At 42.4% G+C, this 25,273-nt stretch carries 24 protein-coding genes and 1 pseudogene; 10 read left to right on the plus strand and 15 right to left on the minus strand.

From position 1 onward, the window contains the following. Positions 1-353 precede the first annotated feature (353 nt). From CSQ79_RS23710 to CSQ79_RS23750, 8 genes and pseudogenes are all read right to left on the minus strand, one after another. The gene (locus tag CSQ79_RS23710; protein WP_099703581.1) at positions 354-767 is read right to left on the minus strand and encodes a transposase; all 414 of its coding nucleotides are present in this window, start codon (positions 765-767) and stop codon (positions 354-356) included. A 183-nt stretch (positions 768-950) separates the two neighbouring features. After that, complete coding sequence (locus CSQ79_RS23720) at positions 951-3,110, minus strand: PAS domain S-box protein (protein ID WP_099703583.1); 2,160 nt, start codon at positions 3,108-3,110, stop codon at positions 951-953. Next, positions 3,100-4,131 carry a glutaminase A gene (gene glsA, locus CSQ79_RS23725; RefSeq protein WP_099703584.1) on the minus strand — a complete coding sequence of 344 codons (1,032 nt, stop codon included), beginning with the start codon at positions 4,129-4,131 and terminating at the stop codon, positions 3,100-3,102. Before glsA ends, CSQ79_RS23720 begins: the two co-directional genes overlap by 11 nt. Beyond that, a complete protein-coding gene (locus CSQ79_RS23730; protein ID WP_099703585.1) occupies positions 4,131-4,895 on the minus strand; it encodes a MinD/ParA family ATP-binding protein in 765 nt (254 codons plus the stop codon). The genes glsA and CSQ79_RS23730 overlap by 1 nt, the downstream gene beginning before the upstream one ends. A gap of 536 nt (positions 4,896-5,431) precedes the next feature. Next, positions 5,432-5,718: pseudogene (locus CSQ79_RS28715) on the minus strand (nucleotidyltransferase family protein); the annotation flags it as partial. 129 nt (positions 5,719-5,847) lie between these two features. Continuing rightward, a complete protein-coding gene (locus tag CSQ79_RS23740; protein ID WP_099703586.1) occupies positions 5,848-6,075 on the minus strand; it encodes a hypothetical protein in 228 nt (75 codons plus the stop codon). 125 nt (positions 6,076-6,200) lie between these two features. After that, positions 6,201-6,533, minus strand: coding sequence for a type II toxin-antitoxin system PemK/MazF family toxin (locus CSQ79_RS23745; protein ID WP_099703587.1), 333 nt, complete (start codon positions 6,531-6,533; stop codon positions 6,201-6,203). Then, a complete protein-coding gene (locus CSQ79_RS23750; protein ID WP_289501506.1) occupies positions 6,518-6,721 on the minus strand; it encodes a DUF2281 domain-containing protein in 204 nt (67 codons plus the stop codon). The genes CSQ79_RS23745 and CSQ79_RS23750 overlap by 16 nt, the downstream gene beginning before the upstream one ends. A 393-nt stretch (positions 6,722-7,114) precedes the next feature. Between CSQ79_RS23750 and CSQ79_RS23755 the strand changes: the two genes are divergently transcribed. After that, entirely contained in the window at positions 7,115-7,996 is an 882-nt protein-coding gene (locus tag CSQ79_RS23755; RefSeq protein WP_099703588.1) for an IS982 family transposase, read from the plus strand. A gap of 155 nt (positions 7,997-8,151) precedes the next feature. Here CSQ79_RS23755 and CSQ79_RS23760 read toward each other — a convergent pair whose 3' ends face one another. Both CSQ79_RS23760 and argZ read right to left on the minus strand, forming a co-directional pair. Next, positions 8,152-9,120 carry an alpha/beta fold hydrolase gene (locus tag CSQ79_RS23760; RefSeq protein ID WP_099703623.1) on the minus strand — a complete coding sequence of 323 codons (969 nt, stop codon included), beginning with the start codon at positions 9,118-9,120 and terminating at the stop codon, positions 8,152-8,154. 392 nt (positions 9,121-9,512) lie between these two features. Then, positions 9,513-11,627 carry a bifunctional arginine dihydrolase/ornithine cyclodeaminase gene (gene argZ / locus CSQ79_RS23765; protein WP_099703589.1) on the minus strand — a complete coding sequence of 705 codons (2,115 nt, stop codon included), beginning with the start codon at positions 11,625-11,627 and terminating at the stop codon, positions 9,513-9,515. Between the two features lie 159 nt (positions 11,628-11,786). Here argZ and CSQ79_RS27170 point away from each other — a divergent pair, with 159 nt between their 5' ends. Together CSQ79_RS27170 and CSQ79_RS23770 are read left to right on the plus strand one after the other, a co-directional pair. After that, positions 11,787-11,987: a hypothetical protein gene (locus CSQ79_RS27170; RefSeq protein ID WP_143755496.1), complete on the plus strand. Its 201-nt coding sequence runs from the start codon at positions 11,787-11,789 to the stop codon at positions 11,985-11,987. A 110-nt stretch (positions 11,988-12,097) separates the two neighbouring features. Further along, positions 12,098-13,909, plus strand: a complete 1,812-nt coding sequence (locus CSQ79_RS23770; RefSeq protein ID WP_099703590.1) for an aspartate kinase — start codon at positions 12,098-12,100, stop codon at positions 13,907-13,909. Between the two features lie 112 nt (positions 13,910-14,021). On the opposite strand, the gene CSQ79_RS23775 is transcribed toward CSQ79_RS23770, so the two are convergent. From CSQ79_RS23775 to CSQ79_RS23785, 3 genes are all read right to left on the minus strand, one after another. Next, positions 14,022-14,381: a phage holin family protein gene (locus CSQ79_RS23775; RefSeq protein WP_099703591.1), complete on the minus strand. Its 360-nt coding sequence runs from the start codon at positions 14,379-14,381 to the stop codon at positions 14,022-14,024. Positions 14,382-14,512: 131 nt separating this feature from the next. After that, positions 14,513-15,076: an ExbD/TolR family protein gene (locus CSQ79_RS23780; RefSeq protein WP_099703592.1), complete on the minus strand. Its 564-nt coding sequence runs from the start codon at positions 15,074-15,076 to the stop codon at positions 14,513-14,515. 241 nt (positions 15,077-15,317) lie between these two features. Beyond that, a complete protein-coding gene (locus tag CSQ79_RS23785; protein WP_228055292.1) occupies positions 15,318-16,019 on the minus strand; it encodes a MotA/TolQ/ExbB proton channel family protein in 702 nt (233 codons plus the stop codon). Between the two features lie 473 nt (positions 16,020-16,492). Here CSQ79_RS23785 and CSQ79_RS23790 point away from each other — a divergent pair, with 473 nt between their 5' ends. Together CSQ79_RS23790 and CSQ79_RS23795 are read left to right on the plus strand one after the other, a co-directional pair. Beyond that, a complete protein-coding gene (locus tag CSQ79_RS23790) occupies positions 16,493-16,807 on the plus strand; it encodes a YkvA family protein (protein WP_099703594.1) in 315 nt (104 codons plus the stop codon). Positions 16,808-17,046: 239 nt separating this feature from the next. Continuing rightward, the gene (locus tag CSQ79_RS23795) at positions 17,047-17,229 is read left to right on the plus strand and encodes a hypothetical protein (protein WP_099703595.1); all 183 of its coding nucleotides are present in this window, start codon (positions 17,047-17,049) and stop codon (positions 17,227-17,229) included. Between the two features lie 36 nt (positions 17,230-17,265). Here the strand turns inward: CSQ79_RS23795 and CSQ79_RS23800 are convergent, their stop codons facing one another. Beyond that, entirely contained in the window at positions 17,266-18,741 is a 1,476-nt protein-coding gene (locus CSQ79_RS23800; protein ID WP_099703624.1) for a leucyl aminopeptidase, read from the minus strand. 207 nt (positions 18,742-18,948) lie between these two features. Then, complete coding sequence (locus CSQ79_RS23805; protein WP_099703596.1) at positions 18,949-19,314, minus strand: hypothetical protein; 366 nt, start codon at positions 19,312-19,314, stop codon at positions 18,949-18,951. A 719-nt stretch (positions 19,315-20,033) separates the two neighbouring features. Between CSQ79_RS23805 and CSQ79_RS23810 the strand changes: the two genes are divergently transcribed. The 5 genes from CSQ79_RS23810 (at position 20,034) to hisS (ending at position 25,239) form a co-directional block, all read left to right on the plus strand. Then, on the plus strand, positions 20,034-20,870 hold the full coding sequence (locus CSQ79_RS23810) for a photosystem II manganese-stabilizing polypeptide (protein WP_099703597.1): 837 nt from the start codon (positions 20,034-20,036) through the stop codon (positions 20,868-20,870). A gap of 828 nt (positions 20,871-21,698) precedes the next feature. Beyond that, positions 21,699-22,484, plus strand: a complete 786-nt coding sequence (locus CSQ79_RS23815) for an RNA polymerase sigma factor SigF (protein WP_099703598.1) — start codon at positions 21,699-21,701, stop codon at positions 22,482-22,484. A 140-nt stretch (positions 22,485-22,624) separates the two neighbouring features. Beyond that, complete coding sequence (locus tag CSQ79_RS23820) at positions 22,625-23,617, plus strand: hypothetical protein (RefSeq protein ID WP_143755497.1); 993 nt, start codon at positions 22,625-22,627, stop codon at positions 23,615-23,617. A gap of 2 nt (positions 23,618-23,619) precedes the next feature. Next, entirely contained in the window at positions 23,620-23,907 is a 288-nt protein-coding gene (locus tag CSQ79_RS23825; protein ID WP_099703600.1) for an acyltransferase, read from the plus strand. Positions 23,908-23,961: 54 nt separating this feature from the next. Continuing rightward, positions 23,962-25,239 carry a histidine--tRNA ligase gene (gene hisS, locus CSQ79_RS23830; protein ID WP_099703601.1) on the plus strand — a complete coding sequence of 426 codons (1,278 nt, stop codon included), beginning with the start codon at positions 23,962-23,964 and terminating at the stop codon, positions 25,237-25,239. Positions 25,240-25,273: the final 34 nt, after the last annotated feature.

The raw sequence follows: 25,273 nt of genomic DNA on the forward strand, positions 1-25,273 counted from the left end.
ACTTGAGATGTAATAAATATTTAAGTTTTGAACAAAAGTAGATAAGCTCCAAATCACTGTCTCAATTGCTATGCAACATAACTATTAGTTAGACAGAATTTTTTTGTTTATGCATTCTATACGGCTAATAAGCATAAATCCATATATGTACACTCTGCTTTTAAACTCACATTTAAGTTTACTTTTATGTTTTGATTATTGACTGTCCAAGTTAGAAATGGTAGTTGTGTTGATTAAAATTGATCAACTAGACTGCTATAAAGTTTTAATTTAAATAAAAAAGGTGGGTATTGCCCAGCATACAATCTCAACTAAACTATTTGAGCTATGTGATATAGAGTCTATTTGAGATCTTAAGGAGAGGCTGCAAGCCGCTTAAGCATCAGCCTGACAAAGCAGAGGTCGATCTTGGTGCTTGCATTCAGCACAGTCCGTTCAAAGTTCTTAACCAGGATTTTACACCGTTCCATCCACCCATTTGAGCGCTCAATGATCCACCTAGCTGCCACTGGAACAAACCCAGATTTCCCTTGCGCTGCCTTCTGTTGTTTTGTAAGTTTTGCCGACAATTCAGACCGGATTTTCGTCATGATCTGAGGATAAACCTGCTCCAATTGCGCTATCAAATATTCAGGATGATACCCGTGGTCAAGCAGGACTACCGTCTTAGGAATGTTAACAGGCTTTGACTTGAAATAATCGATGTTGAGGGTCAACATCTCAAGTAATCCTGCATCAACGGAACCAAATAGGGCAAACTCGATAATTTGCCAGCGATCGCGTTGTTAGCAGTAATTTTTTCCATTGGCAGTTCTATCGCAGTAATATTCATATCAATTGCACTCTCAAGACTTCCAGTTGCTAACTTCTCTGAGCTAAGGAACAGCATCTTTAGCTGTGTAACTGTGCGCTTTTTTAAAAAACACCTCACTATATTGCAAGATAACCCCTTAACCCCAAAATTCATCCAAGTTTACTTCTGCTATTTCTTGCTGCACTTCCTGAAAGTAGCTACTTTCAGTCAGCATTGCTACTTCTTTTTCCCGAGTTTTTTGGTCAATTTCAATCCTCAACTCTTCTAATTGTCGTCTCAGTTCATCTTCGCGACGTTTGCGGTCTGTAATGTCTTGCACAATGCCTTCGTAGTAGAGAACCTTACCACGGTTGTCTTTGACAGCACGAGCATCAATCTGTATCCAGATGATACTGCCATCTTTGCAATAGCAGCGGTATTCAAAATCCATTGCAGCATCCTGCTTTTCTAGCAATGTTTTGAATTCAAATCGTTTTTCTGGATCGACATAAAGCTGCGTGCCAATGTCGGTGATGCTTTCGAGCATCTCACTGGGAGAATCATAACCATAAATCTTTGCTAATGCTGGATTCACATTAATGAATCGACCTTCAGGGCTAGATTGAAAGATGCCTTCTAGAGCATTTTCAAAAATGCTGCGATAGTTTTCTTCGGCGATGCGTAACGATTCTTCGGAAGACTTACGATCGGTGATATCGCGCACCATAATCAATACTTCATCGTCTCCCAATACTAAAATTCGGACTTCTTCATCCTGGGCTTGATCGTTGATCGTGATGCGTTGCTCGTAAATCTGTAATTCACCTGTGGTTAAGGCTTGCTGGATGTAGTGCATTCGCTGGTTTGCCAAATCGGGCGGGAGTGATTCTTGCACAGTTCTACCAGGACTAAATTGTCTGACTCCGTGCACTCCCCGTAAGCGATCGCTACCGATGATCTCCAAATAAGTTCCATCTCCTTTGGCACGGATCATTAAATCAGGGATAGCCGTGACAATGGCGCGGTTCGTTGCTTCACTTTGTCGCAGTGCATCAAATGATTCCTTCAGTTGCTTTGCCATCGTGTTGAACGAACTTGCTAGCGTATCCAGTTCACTAATAGGACTAGGTTTCACATACTGATTGAGTTCGCCTTGAGCCAGCTTGTCGGAAGCGTGGGAGACTCGGTAAATTGGTTTTGTTACCCAACGAGAGGTGAAAATGCCGATTGCGATCGCCGAAGCCAACGTTCCTAAGCTCAACAACAAGGCATTACGGCGACTAGCGTTGATCTGTGCCATGAAATCTGATTCAGGAATAGTAAGAACCACCAACCAATCCAAATTGCTGTCTTGGAAGGGAACCACCTGGATGTATTGCCGTTCTCTATTCAGGTTGAAATCGAGTTGTTGAACAGATTGAATTTCGTTGAGATTGCTAAAACGACGATTGAGATCCTCGGCTGTGGCTCGAATGATGGAATTAGTGCTAGCAGTTGCCAATAGCCGCTCGCTTTTTTCTCCTTCTCCTGTTACCATCGATTCTACGGACGAGGTAGCAACCAATCGTCCCGATCGCTCCATAATAAATGCGCTCCCTGTCTTACCAAACTCTAGATTTTGCAAGAAAATACTCAATTGCGGCAAGAAAACGTCAGTTGCACAGACCCCAATCAGAGTGTTTGCTTGATCGTAGACCGGAGTACTTGCTGTCACCGTCGGAAACAGGGTAGAAAAGGCGAGGTAGATTTCACTCCAAACTTCCCCACCTGTTGCCTGTGCTGCCTGATACCAGGGGCGCACTCGCGGATCAAAAGGTTTATCGAAGTTGCCCATTGACACTGTGCGATTGCCTCGACCGTCGAAGCCGAAACCCTGGCGAATAAAGTTTGTATCAGAATTGCTCAATTGCAGGACAACCTCGGTGCTGTCTTGCTCGGCAAACCTCCTGACGCCAAAAAAGCCTCCCTGCTCATCCCCACAATACACAAAGCTCAGCGTTGGATAAATCTGCATTTGCTGCCAAAAGAGGTGTTCGCCTTTGGGGTTACTGACATTAATATCTCCTTGAGCAAAGGCAGTAGCATTCAAGCGATTGATTGCCTTCGGAATTTCAACATACGACTCTAGCCTTTCTGTAATTCGATGAGTGAGTTCGGCACGAAGTTGGCTCGCAACATCATTGACAGCCTGTTGTCCGCTGCGGTAAGCAATCCATCCCACCAACCCGAAGGCAGCAATAATTTGCAACACAAAGGGTACTACCAGGGTTGTGCGGAGGCGAAATTTACCTGGGAACTTGGCAGCCTTACCAGTCATTGATACCATCCCCACCCGCAATCCATTCCTGCAAGTTGCGTTCTGGTGTGGCTACATTAAACAAATGCAACCCAAAATCTTTTGACAGGTCTTCACAGACCTTAATTCCGCGCAGGCTGTTGCCCTTGGCATCCAGCGGTGGAGAGAAGGTGCCAATGCCCAATTTCCCAGGAGCGATCGCCGTAATGCCACCACCCACACCACTCTTAGCAGGTAATCCCACCCGATATGCCCACTCACCTGAGGCATCATACATACCGCAACTGAGCATCACACTAATCACATCTTGCACATAGCGTTCATCGATTGCTCGTTCTTTGGTTACAGGGTTGATGCCGCCATTTGCTAAAGTTGCTGCCAGCATTGCTAGATCTTTAGCATTCACCAAAATCGAACATTGCTGAAAGTAGAGATCCAATGTTTCATCAATTTTGTCGCTGACCATACCAAAGTTCAGCATTAAATATGCTATCGCCCGATTGCGATAGCCCGTTGCCTTTTCGGATAAAAAGACGGGTACGTTGATGTCATGCTCTCGTCCGGTGTAGCGTTTAAACATTTCCAATAATCGTTTCAAGCGTTCGGTGCCATTTTTCCCTTTGATCAGGTCAGTAGTGGCGATCGCTCCTGCATTGACCATCGGATTGTACGGACGATTGGTGAGTTCATCAAGCACGATCGCATTAAAGGCTTCTCCCGTCGGCTCCACACTCACTTTGCTGTTAACATACTCACGACCATGATCTTCTAATGCCAAGCCAAACACAAAGGCTTTGGAAATTGACTGAATCGTAAAGAGTTTCTCACAATCCCCCACTTCAAAAAGCTGCCCATCTTGTGTTACTACACATATGCCAAACCACTCTGGTTTCGCTGTAGCTAATTCAGGGATGTAATCGGCAACAGCACCCTCATTGAGCGAGCGATATTTTTCATATAAGTCATTGAGATAGTTGCGAAAGGGAGACGTAACGGCTGCGATCGAACTGGCAAGCGACTGCAAATCCCCTAAATTAGACATTACGCTTTTCCCTCCACAATCTGCTGTGCCACTTTGCGGAACTCTTGACTCACCGGATGTTCTGGATATTTCACACAAAACACGCCTTCACTGGCAAGCTGTACTATATCTTCCGACAAAGGAAACACCCCTGCCACTGTTTCGTTGTAAGTTTCTTCTACTTTCTGTTTCAGTGCTTCTATATTCAGCTTGCTGTACGCTTTATTGATTGCCAGCAACATTTTGCGAACTTTTAGTTGCCGTGCTACATCTATTGTGACTGCTGTGCCTTGGTAATCCTGCTTATCGGGGCGCAGAATCAGGATTAGCACGTGAGAGATAGCGATCGACAAAAAGGTTTCTTTGGATAAACCAGGATGAGTATCAATGAACAAATAGTCTAATTGCAATGCTTTAACTAAACTACGAAAGCCATCATTCATTAGCTTGACATCGTAGCCATCTTTTAAGATGCGGGCAATATCATCCGCTTTAACACTGGAAGGAACCAGATATAGCTTACTATTGCCACTCAGCCCCACATTGCTACTGATATCATAAGCTGCATCCTCGATCGCACTTTCTCCCCATAAGTAGTTATTCAAGGTTTTGCCCATCTGCTCTGGCTCTAGACAAAACAAACTATGAATCCCTGGCGAGGGAACATCTGTATCTACGACGCCCACACGGTTGCCTAACGCAGCAACTGTGGTTGATAAGTTAGCAGTAAAGTTAGACTTACCCGTCCCACCTCGATAAGAGTGGACTGAAATAACCTTCGGCATATACTTTCAGTATGTTGATACTAAATGTTGCTACTAAGAATATGTGAATCTTACTTGACAATCAACTTGATAAATTTTGACACCAGTGAAAGAGTTAAATTCTTAACATTCAGCTATTGCAAGAAAAAAATGTATTTTGTGTAACGGATGTATTGAAGTAGTTATGCATATCTGTAGTTCAGTTACTTCACTTACTCAATGCCAGATTCTATCGAAGTTTACTCAACAAAAACTAACGCTATTTCCCATAGAAATCACCTTCATATCAATACAGTTAAGATGACCATTTATTATACAGAAACTATTTGGATGTTATGTTATTATGAAGCTTTCTAAATATCACTCTATCTATAGAAAAAATCTTAAAAAACTTAAGAAAAAATCTTAAAAACTTACTGAAACTGAACTGCCATAAATTTTAATTTAAACAAATAAGGTGAGCAATGCTCACCATACATAAACTCGATTAAACCATTTGAGCTACGTGATATGGACTTGTTAATCGATCTAAATTGTTGCACCAACAAACTGAGTAAAAGGATTTCATGACGGCGTAAGTAGTTACGACTAGTTTCAATTCCTTGACGAGTGATGAGGTCAATTTCTCTGCGGAAAATAGTTTTTAACTCTGCTTCCATTTGGTCTAGACTACTGAAGGTGGGGTGAGCCTCTGAGTGAAATGGCACCATTACATCAATGTCACTGTCGGGGCGAAAGTCATCACGCAGAACCGAACCAAATAGGGCAAACTCGATAATTTGCCAGCGATCGCGTTGTTAGCAGCAATTTTTTCGATTGGCAGTTCTATGGTATTAACCATCATGTTAGTTTTGTCCCATAGCTTTTAGTTGCTAACTTATTCACGCTATTGTTATTGCTTCAGTCTTTCTACTCCTGTTTTGGCAAGTTCCAGCAAATCACTACTTCGATGATATTAGTATCCAACAAATACCTACCACTCATTGAGGTCTACCTGCTCGCAGTCTTGCTCAATTGCCTCGCGGATCGCCTGAAGATCATCAGAAGGAATTGAACCTGCAAAACGTAGCAATTGCTTTCCTGGAGTACCTCTAACTTCAGCTTTTACCAACGTCCGAGTGAACTCAAGTACCTGCCATTGTAAGTCCTGTGGCATAGCTCTTAAGTGTTCAATGACCTGATCGATGATAGAAATACTCATTTTGCTCTTTTTTCCACCATTCTATACTGCTAAGGAAAACCACCCCTTTATCTTCAGTTTGCCTATGTAGCAAACACACAACTTTATTAGTGAGGCGATCGCACCTCGTTTACAGAAAGTCCAATTCACTGTTGTAGTATTGCAATCAATTTGTTAATAACCTCATTTGTTTTTTCCAAAGTTAATGTTCCTGCTTTGTAAGCAATGATTTGTTCATTAGCAGTAAACACTCGGTTAGATTTAGCGTAACTGGTTTTACTTAGGCCACCCGTTTCAAAATTATCGTCTTCAATTAATGTTGTGTAGCTGTCGTTTACAGTTTGGCTGGTAATCAAGCAGAGAATCAAATCATTTCTGGTTAACTCAGCAACCACTAAAGCAGGTCGTCTTTTGGTACTGGTTAAATCTGAGAAGGGGAAAGGGACAACCACGACATCTCCTTTTACAAATGCTGCCATGCTTCATCCTCTTCTGGAGTCAACCAATCTTCTGCTAAAATTGGCTCACTCAATAGGCTAATCTCAAGCTGTTCTTGCTGAAGTTCTCTAAACTGAATAAACAGCAAAAAATCTAACACTTCTTTCAAGGTGGAATCGGATGCTTTTTCTATCTCTTTTAATAATTGCTCTTTGATGTTAATACTCATACTATCTTTTTTCAGTGGTGTTTCACAATTTAGTTTTACTCAATCAATCTAACTTTTTTTGTCTATATAATTAACTTGAAGGTAAAAGTGATTGTTTATTTTTTATGCTCTTTCAACCATTTTATAAGATCTAATAAACAAGGTACGTCATGCTCACTTTCATAATCTCAATTAAACTATTTAAACTAGGTGATATACACTTATTAATAGAGCGAGTTATTGCCCTAATAAACTGAAAAATAAATCGAATCGATAACAATACTAACTGGTTTTACTAAAGTGCGATCGCTTGATTTTGTCACCACTGCTAAGTTATTTAGTTAACCTGAGTTCGGGATAAGGAAAGGGACAGGTAGTAAGCTGAAAATAGCGTTAAATCCAGCAACCTGTCCTATGCTTAGTTTAGAATTAGAAGCTTTATTCTGCCATGTAGATGATTTCTGCCAAGGTTTTGAAGCACAATGGCACAAAAAGCTGTTAAATCAAGGACAAATCAAACGTCATCGGGCAAAAAGTCTATGTTTGAGTGAGATGATGACGATTTTGATTGCATTTGATCAGAATCAATCCCGAAATTTCAAGTTTTTTTATTTGAATCAAGTGAAACAATACTGGAGTAATGCGTTTCCTGGTCTTCCGAGTTATCAAAGATTTATCGAATGGATACCATCTACCTTGATACCGTTGTGTGCCTATCTAAAGCATTGTTTTGGAACTTGTACGGGGATCAGTTTTATCGATTCAACGAGCTTGAAGGTCTGTCACAATCGTCGGATTTCTAGGCATAAGGTATTTGAAGGTTTAGCTGCTCGTGGTAAAACTTCTGTGGACTGGTTTTATGGGTTCAAGCTTCATATTGTCGTCAATGAATTTGGTCAACTGTTAAATGTCACTCTCACTCCTGGTAACATTGATGACCGTCAACCAGTCACCGCTCTACTGAGTCAACTTCGAGGCAAAATTTTTGCCGATAGAGGTTATGTCTCTCAAAAACTCACTGCTCAACTTTTGCAATTCGGCATTCAATTTTTGGCAAAACCTCGTCGCAACATGAACAACAAGCTCATGCGTCTTCATGACAAACTGTTATCCCGTAAACGCTCGCTCATTGAGACCATTAACGATCAACTCAAGAATATTTCCCAAATTGAACATTCCAGGCACCGAAGCCCTGTTAATTTTTGCGTTAACGTTCTGTGTGGATTAATTGCTTATTGCCATCAACCTAAGAAACCTACCCTTCAGATGGACTGGCTTTTATCTCCAATAACTTAACCCGAACTCAGGTTAGTTATGAACTTTTGGCTCTTACAGATAACTATCGATGGTTGGCTCCAGTAAGGAATATGTTACGCTGCGCTTTTGAATATCAACAGGTAATCAGGCTACTGTCTCTACTAATGGCGTGCCTCAATGGAAGACTCATAACTTTAGACGCTCTCAATCAACCGTTGGACTGCACTAATAACCAACTCAGGTTGATCTAGTTGCACAAGATGTCCACTATTTTCTGCAATGATATGTTGGCTATTTGACGATAGTTTGGTCAAGTCTAATTGAAGCGATGCCCATTGCTGAAATCTTTCATCACTCATCTTTGAATCTTTAGAACCTTGGCTCAACACAATTAAAGGCAGGCTGCCCAGTGATGTAACTGATTGAACTTCCTCAAAGCTCTTTTTTATATTGGCAAGTTCACTGGATGCGGTTGCCCAATAGTCGGGACGGTAACAGAAGGATTTATAGGTATCAAATAAGGTTTGTACTGCCAGCGGATATTTTTGAATTTCTCGCTTAATGTCCTCAAGAATTGGTAACAGATTCATCTCCCCGATTAATCGCAGCACTCCAACTTGACTAACAACCCTTAAAACCTGATAAAGCCAAGACTGCATTTTTATGCGTCTCCACATTTCGGATGTCATCTGATTTTCATGGGAAGAATCGACTAACACTAATCCGACCACATCTTCTGGATATTGACTTGCATACAGCCGCATATTGACTCCACCCAATGAGTGACCAACTAAAATGTAGGGAGGATTAATTCCAGCCTTAGTCAAAAGTGAATGTAATTCATCAACGCTCTGCTGACTGGTGCGGGAGAGCCTGGGATTGGGATCGCTCCACCCCAACCCTGCTCGATCATAAGTGCAAACACGGGTAAATTTAGCAATTTCAGATGGAACCAAGCCCCATGCAATTGAGGAAGCACCACCACCAGCATCCATAACAACCGTTGGTGTACCTTGCCCAATACAGTTGAGATATAGACGAAATCCCCCAATATCCACAAGTGCACCCTGTGGAGGATGTCTGCGTCGATCCAAGGCTTCACTCACTGCTTGATAGAAAATCCCTGTAAGTAATGAGATTGCGGTAATACTTAGAGTAAGCATAGCCAAATTTTCCGTAATTGTCATAGCAAAATTTATAGATTCATACTGCTGCATTCAAGGTTATCTTTGCTACCAATTAGTTTGCGGCATCACTATTTATTAGACAGAAGCTTTCTATCTATCCTATATGGGATAATAAGCAAAAACTTTCTGGATATTATGATCAATAGTTATACTATCAAGAACCTTTCCCGATATCATTCTGTAGAAAAAGCCCTAAAAAACTGTGCTTCTAAGCTCGCTTTGAAATTTACTTTAATGATGGTCTTCTAGCTGGTAACAGTCCGAAATAAAAATAGTGTTTGTGTTGATTAAAACTTATGAAGTTGGACTGCTATAAAGTTTTAATTTAAATAAAAAAGGTGAGCATTGCCCACCTTATAAAATGTCGATTAAACCATTTGAGCTACATGATATGGACTTGTTAATCGATCTAGTTGTTGCAGTAACAAACTGAGGAATAAGCCGACATCGGTAACAACACCAACGGATTCTACTGAACCGCGATCGCTTAACTTTGTCACTACCGCTGGATTAATATCAACACACACCATCTTCACGCCTGCGGGTGTCATATTACCAACACCAATAGAATGCAACATTGAAGACAGCATTAAAATCATATCTGCGCCTTCTAGTAACTGCGCATATTCTTGTTGTGCTTTAATTAAATCCATCTGCGTATCGGGTAATGGTCCATCATCGCGGATTGAACCAGCAAGTGAAAATGGTACACCTGCACGCACGCACTCGTACATCACGCCACTATTTAATGCACCTTGTTCGACAGCTTTGGCAATATTGCCGTAACGACGAATCATGTTGATCACTTTCAAATGATGGCGGTGTCCGCCTCTTACTGCAACTCCGCGTTGCATATCGACACCCAAAGAAGTCCCCATCATGTTTTGTTCCATGTCGTGAACAGCGATCGCATTCCCACCGAGTAGTGCTTGCACGTAACCTTCACGAATCAATCGTGATAAATGTTCGCCACCGCCTGTATGAATCACCACAGGACCCGCTGTCACAACAACCTTACCACCTTGGTCGCGGATTTTCCGCAGTTCCCACGCGACTTGTTCAACAACCAATTCTACGCGACGTTCACTAGAAACTCCCGCAGACATAAAGCTGAATTCTTGGGCGTTGCGTTGTTCGCGTGATTCAGCTTTGCGGATGGTACGTATACCTTGAACATCAACAACAACTTGTTCATCAACTTCTAGATCGCGTAGCAGCTTACATCGTGCTAATAGTCCGTCAGCGGTTTGCTTGATTGCGATCGCCCCATCCATTCGTTGATTTTGTACTCTTATCCACTCACCATTAATCCGCACTTCTGTCGGATAAATCGTTGTAACGTAAAAGTCGTCTGGTGCAACTCCAGCTTGCAATACAGGCTCTAATTTAGCATCACGTTCATCGTGAGGAAGATCGACTGCACCCAAATCAATCAGTTGCGACAGAATACTTTCCATCACATCATGCGAAGGTGCCGAAACTTTCACCTCTGCGGTTGAGGTACTTTGTCGCTGTTCTCCCAAATTGAACTTGAGTACCTGAAAGCTACCGCTATTTTCAACAATTAAATCTAAAGCGCGGTTAATTAAACCAGTATCAAGTAAATGTCCTTCCAAGCGAATTGTCCGACTTTCTACCGACGCATTAGCCGTGACTTCGCTGCGCACAGGTTCAGTAACTCGCAATGTTAAGCACTTTGCTGCACCACCTGCTTTGAGAAATTCTGTTAGTGGTGTTTCAAGAACTTGGAATCCAGCTTTGGCGAGACGTTGTTTGAGATTGTCACTCGCCTTGTTCATAATCACAACCGAGTCAATATTGACAGCGTTACACGCAAAATTCACTGCATCGGCTTCAGCGATCGCAATTCGTTTTTCTGGTGCGACGCGCATTTCAATCATGCGGTTGGAATACGAATCAAATGCAGGTGGATAGTACAGCAAATAACCACCAGAAAGCGGACAAAAGCACGTATCCAAGTGATAAAAGCGCTCATCCATCAACCGGAGTGATATCACTTCGATGTCGAGCCACTTGGCAATATAAGGATGCGAGTCGAGTTCTGAACGAAAGCCATAACCCGCCCACAACCAGCGTCCTTCCCGATCTAGTAGTGCGTCTCCTGCGCCCTCAAATGGCAAGTCTTTTGGCAATTCATACACAGTATAGCCTTGCGACTCAAACCATTGTTTGAAGTATGGTTCTTCTCCCTGACGTTCTTTGTGGTAAAAGCGACTGAGAACAACGTTATCTCCTAACACAAGCCCCGCATTAGCCGTAAATACCATGTCAGGAACACCCTTTTGGGGTTGTACGAGGTCTACAATTGCATGATCTTTGATAACATGGTGCAGTTTTTGCCACTGATCGACAGCGCGATCGCGTGAAGACTTATGGATATTTCCTTCCATCCAAGGATTAATCACATAGTCTACGTCATAGTGGTCAGGAGGACACATGAGGAAGCGGATCGAAGAAGTCATAAAATAATGTCAGTGTGAATAAATTCCCAAGCTTTTATTTGGATACAGACTTTTGCTGCCCCAATTCTGTAGAACTCGCTACGATTTTGCCTCGCTTACTCCACAGAGGCTAGATCACTATTTTATATTTCCCTGTGCAACTTGACATAACAGCTTGTTGTGTCCTCAATCCTGGCACTTGTTGCGATCGCTCCCATAAACTCACAAGAAAAAGCAATATTAGTTAATAAAGATATTAGTGACTTACTCAGAGATTTAGGCATTGTTTTGAGACTTGAAAGTAAATCACATCTCCAGACAGATGTATTGCAGAAAACAAAAACACAAAATGTAAACGCAGCGTGCGATCGCCCCCATTGAGTCTGCTAAGTTAGTTAAGCTGGTTAACGTGAGAGCTGCTTTGTGATCCAGCACGAAGAGGCGCTTTCGTTATTTGCACTTTCGCTAGGCAGGATAAATGGAATAGAACTATGGCACTAATTGTCCAGAAATACGGTGGTACCTCGGTTGGTTCAGTTGAGCGGATTCAAGCAGTTGCTCAGCGCGTAATGCAAACAGTGCAAGCAGGAAACTCACTTGTTGTTGTTGTTTCTGCAATGGGTAAAACTACCGATGGTCTGGTCAAATTAGCCAATGCTATTTCCTCTAACCCTTGTCGCCGTGAAATGGATATGCTGCTTTCTACAGGCGAACAAGTATCAATTGCTCTCCTCAGCATGGCGTTGCAAGAGTTTGGACAACCCGCGGTTTCGCTGACTGGCGCACAAGTGGGAATTGTAACTGAAGCAGAACATACTCGCGCTCGGATTTTACAAATCAGTTCTCAGCGAATTGAAAAGTATCTTAAAGATAGCAAAGTCGTTGTTGTTGCTGGATTTCAAGGCATTAGTAGTACAACAGACTGGGAAATTACGACTTTAGGACGTGGCGGTTCAGATACTTCTGCTGTTGCTTTAGCAGCAGCACTCAAAGCAAATTGTTGTGAAATCTACACTGATGTACCAGGAATTTTAACGACAGATCCGCGCATTGTGCCAGAAGCACAGCTAATGACCGAAATTACCAGCGATGAAATGCTAGAACTCGCCAGCTTGGGTGCAAAAGTTCTGCATCCGCGTGCAGTAGAAATTGCCCGCAACTATGGTGTTGAATTAGTCGTACGCTCAAGTTGGAGCGATGAACCTGGCACAAAAGTGATCTCTCCTCAACCTCAGTCGCGATCGCTTGTTGGTTTAGAAATTACCAAACCAGTAGATGGCGTAGAATACGACACCAATCAAGCAAAAGTTGCTTTACTACGCGTCCCCGATCGCCCTGGTGTTGCAGCCCGCTTATTTGGAGAAATTGCCAGACAAAATTTAGATGTTGATTTGATTATTCAATCTATTCACGAAAGTAACACAAACGACATTGCATTTACTGTCACAACACCAATTCTCAAGCGAGCAGAAGCTGTAGCACAGGCGATCGCACCAGTTTTGCGCTCGCACAACGCCTCTCAAGAAGAAGCGGAAGTCATGGTGCAACAACAAATTGCCAAAGTCAGCATCGTCGGTGCAGGTATGATTGGGCGTCCTGGTGTTGCGGCTCAAATGTTTGCTACGCTCTCAGATGCAGGAGTCAATATTCAAATGATTTCTACCTCTGAAGTCAAGGTTAGCTGTGTGATTGATGCAGAAGATTGCGATCGCGCTATTGATGTTTTATGTCGCACTTTTGAAGTTAATAGACAGGAAGCACTGGGCAAAAACGAACTACCCATTCAAAATCACACACCTCCTGTGCGAGGTGTTGCTTTAGATCTTAAGCAAGCGCGACTTGCAATTCGCCAAGTCCACGATCGCCCAGGAACAGCCGCTAAGTTGTTTGGACTTTTAGCGCAACATAACATCAGTGTAGATATGATTATTCAGTCACAGCGTTGTCGTGTTGTTGATGGTATCCCGAAACGCGATATAGCCTTTACTGTGGCACAAATTGATGCCGAAGAAGCCCGTCGAGTGTTAGCAGAAGCTGCAACAGAGTTTGGTTGGGGTGAAGTTGTTGTTGATAGTGCGATCGCTAAAGTGAGTATCGTAGGTGCTGGAATGGTAGGACAACCAGGTGTTGCAGCACGGATGTTTGAAGCACTAGCTCAACACAAAATAAATATTCAAATGATTACCACATCAGAAATCAAAATCAGCTGTGTTGTAGCACAAGAACAAGGCATTCTTGCTTTAAAAGCAATTCATACAGCTTTTGAACTAGGAAGCGGTCAACAAATTCAAGTGCCAGCGTAATCATAAGTATATAGTGAGGTAGGCAGCTTGCCTGCCCCTGCCTTATCAACAATAAAGCGGTCTACCTTTTAGGAAACCGCTGCTAACTTACTATTCATTTTTTAAGAACTCTTTACAGAGCAACAAAACCATAAATTAAGTTACTGACAACTGAGAGTGCTAATGCGCCAATCAATGCGCTCCAAATTCCTGCACGTAAGCGAAAGCCACTTACGAAAGAAGCTGCTAATGCTAAACTCACAGCACCAATAATAAAAGTGAACACACCAGATAATAAGCCGAACGTCACCACATTAGGAATAAAAAACACGGCTTTTAATATGGGATTGACTACAGCTGCAACAATGCCTAAAACAGCAGCTGAAATAAATGCTTTAGGAGTGCTATCAACCTCTACCCCTACTGGCAGTTGTGTAACAAGTAACAAGCTTGATGCACTGACTAACCATGCAATTAATAACTCTACCAACATAGACTACATCCTTTGCTTAAATTATTGATTTATCAAAAATTCATTACTGCCAGTAAAGTAACTTAAGCAAAAGAAAGTATACATCTATAGATTGGCAGAAATTACTGTTTTCGGTAACTAAGCGTTACTGTTTATGGAACTGCAGGTGTTGCATTAGGAGGAATGGGAGATTGATTAGGAGCAGGTGCAGGAGGAATTGTAGGAATTGGAGCGTTGAGGTTATTTTGTGGATCTGGTGAAGGTGTAATTCCAGGAACAACAGGAATAGGACTGACACCTTGATTAGCATCGCCTGGTAGAGTTGCTAAAGCCACGCGATCGCCACCGACAGCTCGTAGCAAATCGAGTACTTGAATCACTTCATTGTAACTTGCGGTGCGCGAAGCATTTAATACCATAATTCCTTCAGGATTTGCCTGACGATAAGCTTGCAATCGTTGCGTCAGTTCATCTCGCGATACGGCATCTTGCTCTACATAAGTTTGCCCAATTCCATCCAACGTTACAATTAAAGTCTGGCGAATTTCTGGTGGTGTACCAGTACTTGCTCTCGGTAAGTCTACATTAATAGCTTGCTGTCGAGTAAATTGCAACGCAGCTAGCAGGAAAAATGTCAAGATACAAAAAATGACATCAATCAGAGGAATGATTTGAACCTGAACTTCTTCAATTGGAGAATGTAAATTGATTTTCATGTTGAATTGACATTAGCAGATAACAAGTTGTTTTGAGCTTAACTTGCAAGTTAATGTGTGAGGATGAAGCTCAGTGATACTCAGCAATACTTACTATTCAAAGTTTTGAGTTTTGTTCGCATTCGCGTGCCAGATGGCACTATTTTGAGTTAACCCAATAGAGTTTTGAATTTTTAAGTTAACTTCATTCATGATTCATAACTCTACCCAGCGGTAATGTATTCTGACTACATTGTTTAGCTTACAGTGGCGATGTATCTGGACCTTTCTTCTCAGAACGTGGTGGAATGCGGAAAGTTTCAGTTGTATCTCGCTGTACAATATTTGTCCGAGGTGCAGTGCTCTGAGGATCAGGCACGTTGTCACCCCAATTCTGACGATATAAAACTTCCAACTCACTTCCTGCTCTACGGAAAACTTTGACTTGGTTGACAACAAAAGCTTGAAACAACCGATAGAATGCTAGGCTAATAATTGCAACAACAAGACCTGCTGCAGTACTAATCAGCGATTCACCAATCCCTAGCGTTACTCCCGCCGCAGAAGCTGTTCCGAGATCGCCAAGACGAATATTTCTCAAAGATCGGATCAAACCTAGTACGGTTCCTAGTAAACCAAGTAAGGGAGCTAATGCAATAACTGCTTCAAGGATTTTTTCTCCTTGCCGCATGGCTGCTAATTCGTCCTCAGCAGTTGCTTCTAATGCTAGTCGGAAGAGATCAGGATCAGGTCTAGACAAACGCAACGGAGCATAAAGAAACCGCCCGATAGGTTGATCTGTGGCTCTTTTAGCAAGCTGTGTAGCTCCTGCCCAATTATCACGAGCTGCATAAAGGATGCGATTTACAATTTCTCGTTCTTGGTTCAAAATTCTAAACCAAAACCACAAGCGTTCAATAATGACACTCAAAGACAAAATCGAGAGTGCCAGCAATGGTAGCATTGCTGGTCCACCATTTCTAAATATTTCTATGACATCCACCGTTCTTACATACCTCCGTTCACTAGACTTTTTGGCAAAGACCTCATTGTACAAGTCGCGTAATCATATGTTATGCTCGACGCGTGAATTGCGCGTCATTTTGCTTAACAGACATTAGCTAGAGTTTACGAGCAAATGCTGATTTCTCTTCAACAGCATAGTTTACATTGTTTGTTTATTAAGGGAACCCATCGGCTGCATCCTTATTGTGAAACAGATAGCTAGCACTTAAGCACAATCTTGCAAAGAGTTTTAGGTGATTAACTGTAGAAACTAACAAATTATTTCAGTTTCAGCCACACCTATCTTTGGACAGGTATCCAGAAAAGTTACCTGTAGAATTTTCCAAACAAAAAGCAGACGGTTATTTCTACCAGAAGTTTACCCAGATGTCTGTCACGATAAAAGTAAGTGTAGGGTAATCTCAATTAACTATGAACTTTAGCATTCAAGCGGTTTATAACTGGTATCGCAATCTTTTGCGTAACCCTAAGTACCGTTGGTGGGTTGTGTTAGGAACAGCATTTTATTTCTTGCTACCGTTTGACGTTGCACCAGATTTTCTGCCAGTTGTAGGACAAATAGATGATGTCTTTTTGATATCACTGCTCGTTGCAGAAATTTCTCAAATCCTGATTGAAGGTGTCAAAGCGCGTAAAGTAAATACGGAATACAATCAAGCTGCTGATGATGGAAATGTAAGCTCCGCAGCAAGTACTATCGATGTTGATGCTGTATCAGTTAAATAGCGACTATTATTCCCTCCTTTATCGTTTGTTAACTGCACAAGATAGCAGGAGGGTGTCTTGAATTTATCGAAAATCAATATCTACATTTGAATTTTATGAACTGCTATCGTTAAATATCTTCTCAGGTTGTGTATTCTCTATAACAAAAGCTATTTTGTCGTGATGGCTTCGCGCTGTTAATATAAATACTGAAGATATGCGATACAAGTTCTGTCTAAGGCGAGTTCAGCAAGGAATATATGGATTCAGATCGCCCATCCACACCTCCTGAGGATCAATTTGATTCTGAAGCTATACCAACATTGCAAAGAAAGACTATCCATCCAGATAGCCTTAAGTTTATGGATATGGCAAAAGACCTCCTAGATAAGCCAGAAATCAAGCAAGCAATGACTGACGAACAACAAAAGCATGAAGAATAGGGCAGGGGGTAGTTTTCCCACTACCCATGTAGATATTTACTGGTTCAGTACCCAGTGAACTAAAGTACGAACACCATAGCCTGTTGCGCCAGGATTGCTACAGCCATTTTCTTTATCTGTCCAAACGGGACCGGCAATATCCAGATGCGCCCAAGAAGTTTCTTTAACAAACTGCTTGAGAAATAATGCAGCTGTAATCGAGCCACCGCCACGCGGTCCTGTATTCTTAAAATCAGCAATTCCAGATTTTAGTCCTTCAAAGTATTTTTCTTCAAAAGGCATCCGCCAAAGTTTTTCGCCGGCGGCTTCGGAAGCTTGGGCAAGCTGATGTGCTAGTTCATCATCAGGAGAGAATAAGCCGGCAATTTCGTCACCTAGAGCAATAATGCAAGCACCTGTGAGAGTTGCTAAATCAACAATTGCATCGACACCCAACTTCTCCGCAAACACTAGTGCATCTGCTAGGGTTAATCGACCTTCAGCATCGGTGTTGTTGACTTCGATTGTTTTACCATTAGAAGCCTTCAGAATATCTCCAGGATGCATTGCTCGACCACTAATCATATTCTCGGTAGCCGCACTGATAAAGTGAACTTCGACATCTGGCTTGAGTTGGGCGATCGCTTTGGCAGCACCTAACGTAGCACCAGCACCTCCCATATCCATTTTCATCATCTCAATGCTGCTACCCGCACCAGCTTTGATATTTAAGCCCCCAGAATCAAACGTTAAACCTTTACCAATAATTGCTAGCTTACGCTTGGGAGTGCCTTCGGGTTTGTAAGTCAGGTGAATAAACTTAGGCGGTAAATCAGAAGCTTGGGCAACGCCTAAAAAAGCTCCCATGCCAAGTTTTTCACACTCCTCACGTTCGAGAACTTCTAGTTGTAAGCCATGATCGTCGGCTATTTTCTGTGCAGTTTCTGCCAGTGTAATCGGTGTCACTGCGTTGGGTGGGGCTGCAACTAATTCTCTTGCTAAGTTAACTCCAGTACAAATTGAGTTGGCACGGGCGATCGCTTCTTCTTGCCCTGCAAATCCAATTAAATCGACTCGTTCGACTGTGAAGCCTTTCTCTTCAGGTTCAGATTTAAAGCGATTATCTTGATACGAAGCTAGTTGAATACCTTCGGCGATCGCTTGTGTTGTTGCCGCAGGGTCATTATCTACTGTTGGTAGACTTACCCCCACAATTTTGCATTTCTCCTTCTTCGCTAATCGAGCAACAGTAGCAGCTGCACGTCGCAAAATGTCTAATTTCAGTGCTTCTTGATTACCTAGCCCGATCAGAAACACTTTACGTACAGAACTACCACTACCAATGCGCGTAACAGCGCTACTGCCTTCTTTGCCTTTGAATTCTGTCTCATCAACGATTTCTTTGATGGCACCAGCAAACTTTTCATCAAGCTGGACGACACTACTGCTCAATTCAGTCTCTTCAAATAAGCCAATAGCAAGACCATCCCCAGTCCAATCTAGAAGTGGGGTATCAATTGCTCGAATTTCCATTTCTATATCTGTGATTAAAGCTTCTTGTACCAGTATCGCGCAAATTCTCACGAACAGGGGTTAGAGAGTTAAAGAAGCAGAGGTGTAGAGGATAATATAGAACTACGAATTAGTACTTCGCAAAGTAGCTATGAATTTTGAATGATAAATTATAAACGTAGTCACCTCAAAATGCATAACTCAACACTCAAAACTAATCACTAGCTACTAGTCTCTTATTATGGTCGCTTCGCCATTGTGTAATTCTGGAGTCGTAGCGATGTTAATTATTGTCTCGTCGCCCTTATGATTGTTGTGTGCTGGTTCGACATTCACAAATAAAGCTTGTAATCGCATTCGCTCAATATAAGGCCAGCCTCCTTGAGATTCAATATCTTTCAGCAACGTGTATAGTGCTTGACGATTGTCTGGCAAAGATGCTTGAAAAAGTCCATCACGAATTTCTTGATGTAGCCCCTCTAGCTGCCGTAGTAGAGATAAAAGTGCAATATTATTGCCTTGACAATTTTCTGCCAAGGTACGGATGGCATTCACAATTGATTGCAGTTCAGCCTGCTGATTGTCCTGACTCAAACTTAATGTTCCTTTTCAATAGGTTGCTGACATGTAATTTCTTGCATTACTGACTATGCGATACAGTATCGCAATCTCAGGCAAAACATAGATTAGTTTAGAGTAGATTAACCAGGCAAGTAGTTAAACATAGTACAATCTTTTCTCTAGATGAGAACATCTCAGTTGTACCAACGATACCAATTTAACTCTGATCAAGGATTTTTTAGTCAAGAGATAGCTGTTACTTTATCTTTTATCTGCAAATATACTACACATTTCGTGCATTTAGTCAAATGAAGTTAACAATAAATAAGATACAGCAGATTACTTACTTTGTAGCTGATTGATTTTTATTAAAATCAGTACTAATACGTCAAATCCTTAACAGGATTGTCTTAGTTTGTGTCATCTTCACTGTATTGGCGACAACGCCGTGTAAAATTTTGTATTGGGATCTGGGCTGATCCATTCTGCAAACCATCAGACCTGAGCTAAATCCCAGCGGTTCAATGAACCTCCAAAGATAGTTCTATAGGTACAAGTAAAATGCTATTTACCCCCTATACATTCCAACCGAGGACGAGCATTGAAGCGCGGTCTATCGCTGTAATGACTGTCATGCCGTTGTGCTATAGCTTTTGGTAAAACAAGCTGATATACGCCTATATTCAATTCTATTGGCAGATTATGTTTGCAGTTTGCAGGTTAAATACGAAGTTAAAAGATTGAGGTTGACCATGAGGTATCGCGCTCTAATTATTGCATTCATAGCATTGTGCTTGGGTGTACTAACCGCTTGTAGTGAGGGTCCTGCATCTGCTAGTAGTAGAGATGTACTCACCTATGACCAGATCAGAGGTACTGGTTTGGCTAACAAATGTCCACAACTTTCAGAAACAACGCGTGGTTCCATTGCAATTGATCCTAATCAGTCATACAGAATAGTTGAGTTGTGCTTGGAACCAACCACCTTCTTTGTTAAAGAAGAACCCACAAACAAACGTCAAAAACCAGAATATATTGCTGGTAAATTATTAACTCGTTACACTTCTACAATCGATCAGGTACAAGGCAAGCTCAACATAAATAATGATGGCAGCCTAACCTTTGTGGAAGAAGACGGGCTTGACTTCCAAGCAATCACGGTACAACTTCCTGGTGGTGAGCGAGTTCCTTTCTTGTTCACAATCAAAGATCTAGTTGCTCAAACCCAACCAGGACTAACTAGCATTAACACATCTACTGATTTTGAAGGTGATTTTAAAGTACCTTCTTACCGCTCTGCAGCCTTCCTCGATCCTAAAGGTCGCGGTGGTATAACCGGTTATGACAATGCAGTTGCACTTCCTGCTCAAGCAGATAGTGAAGAACTCGTTAGAGCAAACCGCAAGCAAACTCCCAACTTGAAAGGAGAAATTTCTCTACAAGTTGCTAAGGTAGATAGCAGCACAGGTGAAGTTGCAGGTACTTTTGAAAGCGAACAGCCATCTGATACGGATTTGGGTGCGCGTGAAGCGCTGGATGTCAAGATTCGTGGTCTGTTCTATGCTCGGATTGAACCCACGAGAGCGTAGCATAGATGTTAGTGTGGCAGGAGATAGTGAAGGATACAGCAAGATGTCTAAACACATCTCGTTCTTTTCATCTCCTTCCTTTTAGGTAGCAAATTGTGTAACAGTGTCATTAGAAATTTTCTTAAGAGAGCAGTTAGTCTCTCTTTTTTATTGACCGTTGCTGTTGAGAAGTAGCAAAATATCAAGTGTTGTTACAGAAACATCAGTAACGGAATAAATATTAAGCTCAATGATATTAACTATTTTTAATATTAATAGGCAATCTAGTACTGATATTAGTTACTAATAGAATATGTCACAGAAAAGTCAATAACTTTAACCTCTAGCTGAACCCTACAACTAAAAGTAAGAAACTTGAATTAAGGATGTTGGAAGTTTCATTTTCATAATTCTATTTGTGATGGGTTAACTGTCATGCATGCTTACTAATTGCTAATAGTGTCATCATAATTTAGTTGTTTACTGCATGGAGCTTGGTATAAATTCAATTTCACATCTCAAGTTTCAAATTCAAGCACAAAATCCTTGCTTACGGGTTTTTGAGGAGAACCTCAATCAGAGTCAAGAAAATTCAGTGTTATTTCGGTGGTATCAAAACAGGAAAAATTAATACTCTAATTAGTCAGCAGCGAGCAATCTCAGTTGCAGATATCAAGTCTATCTAGTTACGTGTATTGGCTAAATTGAGCGTTGAATGATGTTTCTTAGCTTGTTTTGTCTGTTTATCACAATGCATAGTCATGCTACTCATTACCCCAGCAATCAACAAGAAACAGTTGCGCGACGCAGTAGTAACGCCTCTGTTGTCATTCAATTATTACTATAATCATGGTGCTAAGTTATACCGTAAATCCGAAGGAATTGAAGCAGGCAAGTGCAAATCTACTGCGAGATTACGAGCAAGGGCGCTCTCAAACTATCCGCAACCAACTCGTCACCCTGAATTTGGGATTAGCAAGAAAAGAGGCACACTACTGGAGCAATCAATGCACAGAAAGTTATGAAGACTTACTACAAGTTGGCTGCATTGGGTTAATTCGGGCAGTTGAACGCTTTGAATTATCTAAGGGTCATGCCTTTAGTTCTTTTGCAGTTCCTTATATTCGGGGAGAAATTCAGCACTACCTACGAGATAAAGGTGTGATGGTGCGAATTCCGCGCCGTTGGTTAGCTTTACAGCAGCAAGCAGTAGGAGTGTCACAGGAACTACGCCAGAAATATAACCGCCAACCATCAGATGCTGAAATTGCCGCAGCACTAAACGTATCACTTGAGGAATGGCAAGAAGTTAAACTGGCGTGGCTGAATCGCGCTCCCTTGAGCTTAGATATGCCTGTTCAGGAATCTGAAGAAGGGACAACCTGTTTAGGAGAAATAGTTCCCGATCAAGATTATCGTAGCTTTCAACTTGCACAAGATGACCGCATTCGCTTACAACAATCTTTGTATCAGTTAGAGAAACGCACTCACGAAATCTTGAAATTTGTGTTTTTATATGACTTAACACAAAAAGAAGTGGCAGAACACTTGGGCATTAGCGTGGTTACAGTTTCGCGTCGTGTGAAAAAAGGACTCGATTGTTTGAAGCAGTTAATGGTTGGTACAGAAGATTAAATTGTCTTTAGACGACTCGAAAACTACTGTCACTTAATTAATCTAGGTTATAAAAGTACCAGAACTCTGGGATTGAGATGTTGGAAGATAGCGGATTGGAAGGAAATTCTGAGAGTAATAAAAGTTTTAGAGTAAGGGCAATGCGCCAGCTTTCCGCGATCGCATTTGTCGGCACCATCTTGTTGCCAATCGCGAGTTGTGGCAATAGTGGCGAAGATACTAACTCTACAGCATCACTGCCACAAGAAGCACCTGCACCTGCAGCGGAACCTTTCACTAAACCAACAGTTGCTCCACAATCACCAACTGTTGTCGTTCCTTCTCCTGTGCTTATTCAACCAACCAACGGCAATCAACGTGCCCAGCAAGTCCAAACTGGTAGAGAAGACCCTTTTGCTGGACTGTTTTTGCGAACAGCACCTAGAACTTCACAAGTCGCATCACAACCATCTACTCCTAGTAGTACGCCAGCACCATCTCCACCGCCACCCTCTCCGGCAAGTAATGGTGGTAGTGCAGGCTCAGAGCAAAATGCAGCGCCTAATGGTGGCTCACAGCCTGGAGGTGGCGCAAATAGCAATGGTAATAATGGTAGTCCTCCTATTGCTCAAGAGGATGGTATTCCTTTCCCACCACCAGATGAAGGTTCTTTTCCACCACCTTTACCGTCAATTCCAGAGCCTGAGTTAGCGAGAAAGGTTGCAGTTTCTGGCGTTGTTCAAATCGGCGAACAGTTGCAGGCAATTGTTCAAGTACCTAATGAAGGAACTAGCCGCTACGTGCGTGTGGGACAACGGCTTTCCAACGGAGAAATCCTCGTCAAACGAATTGAGATGAGTCCTGGTATTGAACCTGTGGTCATTTTGGAACAATATGGTGTTGAAGTATCTAAAGCGATCGGCGAGCAAACCGCAGAATCAGATGCAACAGACACAACAACACCCAGTCCCACGCCACCACCACCGGAAGCAGAAGTAGAAGAACCTGAAGAACCAGTTCCATCTCCAGAAGTGACGTCACCTGCACCTCCAGTAGGTACGCCTGTACCCGTCCCAGTTGCCCCACCTACAGTTCCTAATGCTACTCCGATACCATCACCTCCACCTTTTACACCTGGTCCAGGAGAGTTTTAATTATGCAAATGAGTCAAAATCAATTCAAGGATGAAGTTGAGTTTCCTGGCTTGCCATTAGCGGTTTACCGAGAAATCGCCGCGCATCTACAGCAGGTGGATGGAGTCGAAGCAGGGCTATATCCTGCTGCTCATCAACAGTTTGACTACAGCTATAGTCAAATTGGCGGTTTGTGGATTCAGTACGATCAACACGCTGACTTGATAAGTCGCGAACGAGTTGCTCAAATTTTGGCATACTATCAGAATTGTTACGGCGCATTCAGAAAACTGAATTCTGCAACTGAGTAGTCAGATTTTCTGCCGCGACACGTAACTGCAAAACGCAATTGATGTGAGCATTTGATGGGCGAAATTCAAGCACTACGAGGGACACGAGACATTCTGCCAGAGGAAGTTGGATATTGGCAGCAGGTAGAAACTAGGGCGCGGGATATTCTTTTCAAAGCAGCATATCGCGAAATTCGTACTCCGATTTTTGAGCAAACTGAGCTATTTGAGCGAGGTATTGGGGAAGCTACCGATGTAGTAGGTAAAGAAATGTATACGTTTTGCGATCGCGGCGATCGCTCGATTACGTTACGCCCTGAAGGAACCGCTGGTGTAGTGCGATCGCTTATTGAACATAGTTTGTATACACAAGGTGGCGTACAGCGGTTGTGGTACACCGGACCAATGTTTCGCTACGAACGTCCGCAAGCCGGACGACAGCGGCAATTTCATCAATTGGGCGTAGAAGTTTTAGGAAGTGCCGACCCCAGAGCAGATGTAGAAGTTATTGCGATCGCTACAAATATCCTGCAAGCTTTAGGATTAAAAAATCTCCACCTTGATATCAATTCAGTCGGTAATCTTGAAGATCGCAACTTGTATCGCCAAGCGCTGATAAACTACTTAACACCGTACAAAGATGAACTCGATCCTGATTCACAGGATCGTTTAAGTCGCAATCCATTACGAATTCTCGATAGTAAAGACAAACGCACGCAAGAAATTGCCCAAAATGCACCGAGTATTTTAGATCATCTGGGGACATACTCGCGTCAGCACTTCGATCAAGTACAGCAGTTGCTTACCGACTTAGGCATTAGCTATCAACTCAACCCGCGCTTGGTACGCGGACTCGATTACTACACGCACACAGCGTTTGAAATTCAATCGGATGACTTGGGTGCGCAAGCAACAGTTTGTGGTGGTGGGCGTTATGATGGTTTAGTCGCGCAGTTGGGTGGTCCAGAAACTCCTGCAGTTGGTTGGGCAATTGGTTTAGAACGCTTAATTTTATTGTTGCAACAGCTACAGGAATCTGCTGCACCGAGCGTAGATTTTTATGTTGTTTCGCGCGGGGATACAGCCCAAGCACAGGCGCTTGTTTTAGCTCAGAAGTTGCGGCAAGCAGGGTTTAGTGTAGATTTAGACTTGAGCGGGAGTGCTTTTAAAAAACAATTTGCCAGGGCAGATCGCAGTGGGGCAATCGCGTGTCTGATTTTAGGAGACGAAGAAGCCGCAAACCAAACAGTGAAACTTAAGTGGATGGCATCAAAAGAACAAAGTGCAATTCCACAAGCTGAATTACTTGCAAATATTGAGCAACTGCGAAGCCAATTTCAGAGGGGCGAGTGAAATTGTTAGGCTTCCTAAGCTATTGCCGTGTTGG

The organism is Gloeocapsopsis sp. IPPAS B-1203 (genome assembly GCF_002749975.1).
Lineage (GTDB): Bacteria > Cyanobacteriota > Cyanobacteriia > Cyanobacteriales > Chroococcidiopsidaceae > Gloeocapsopsis.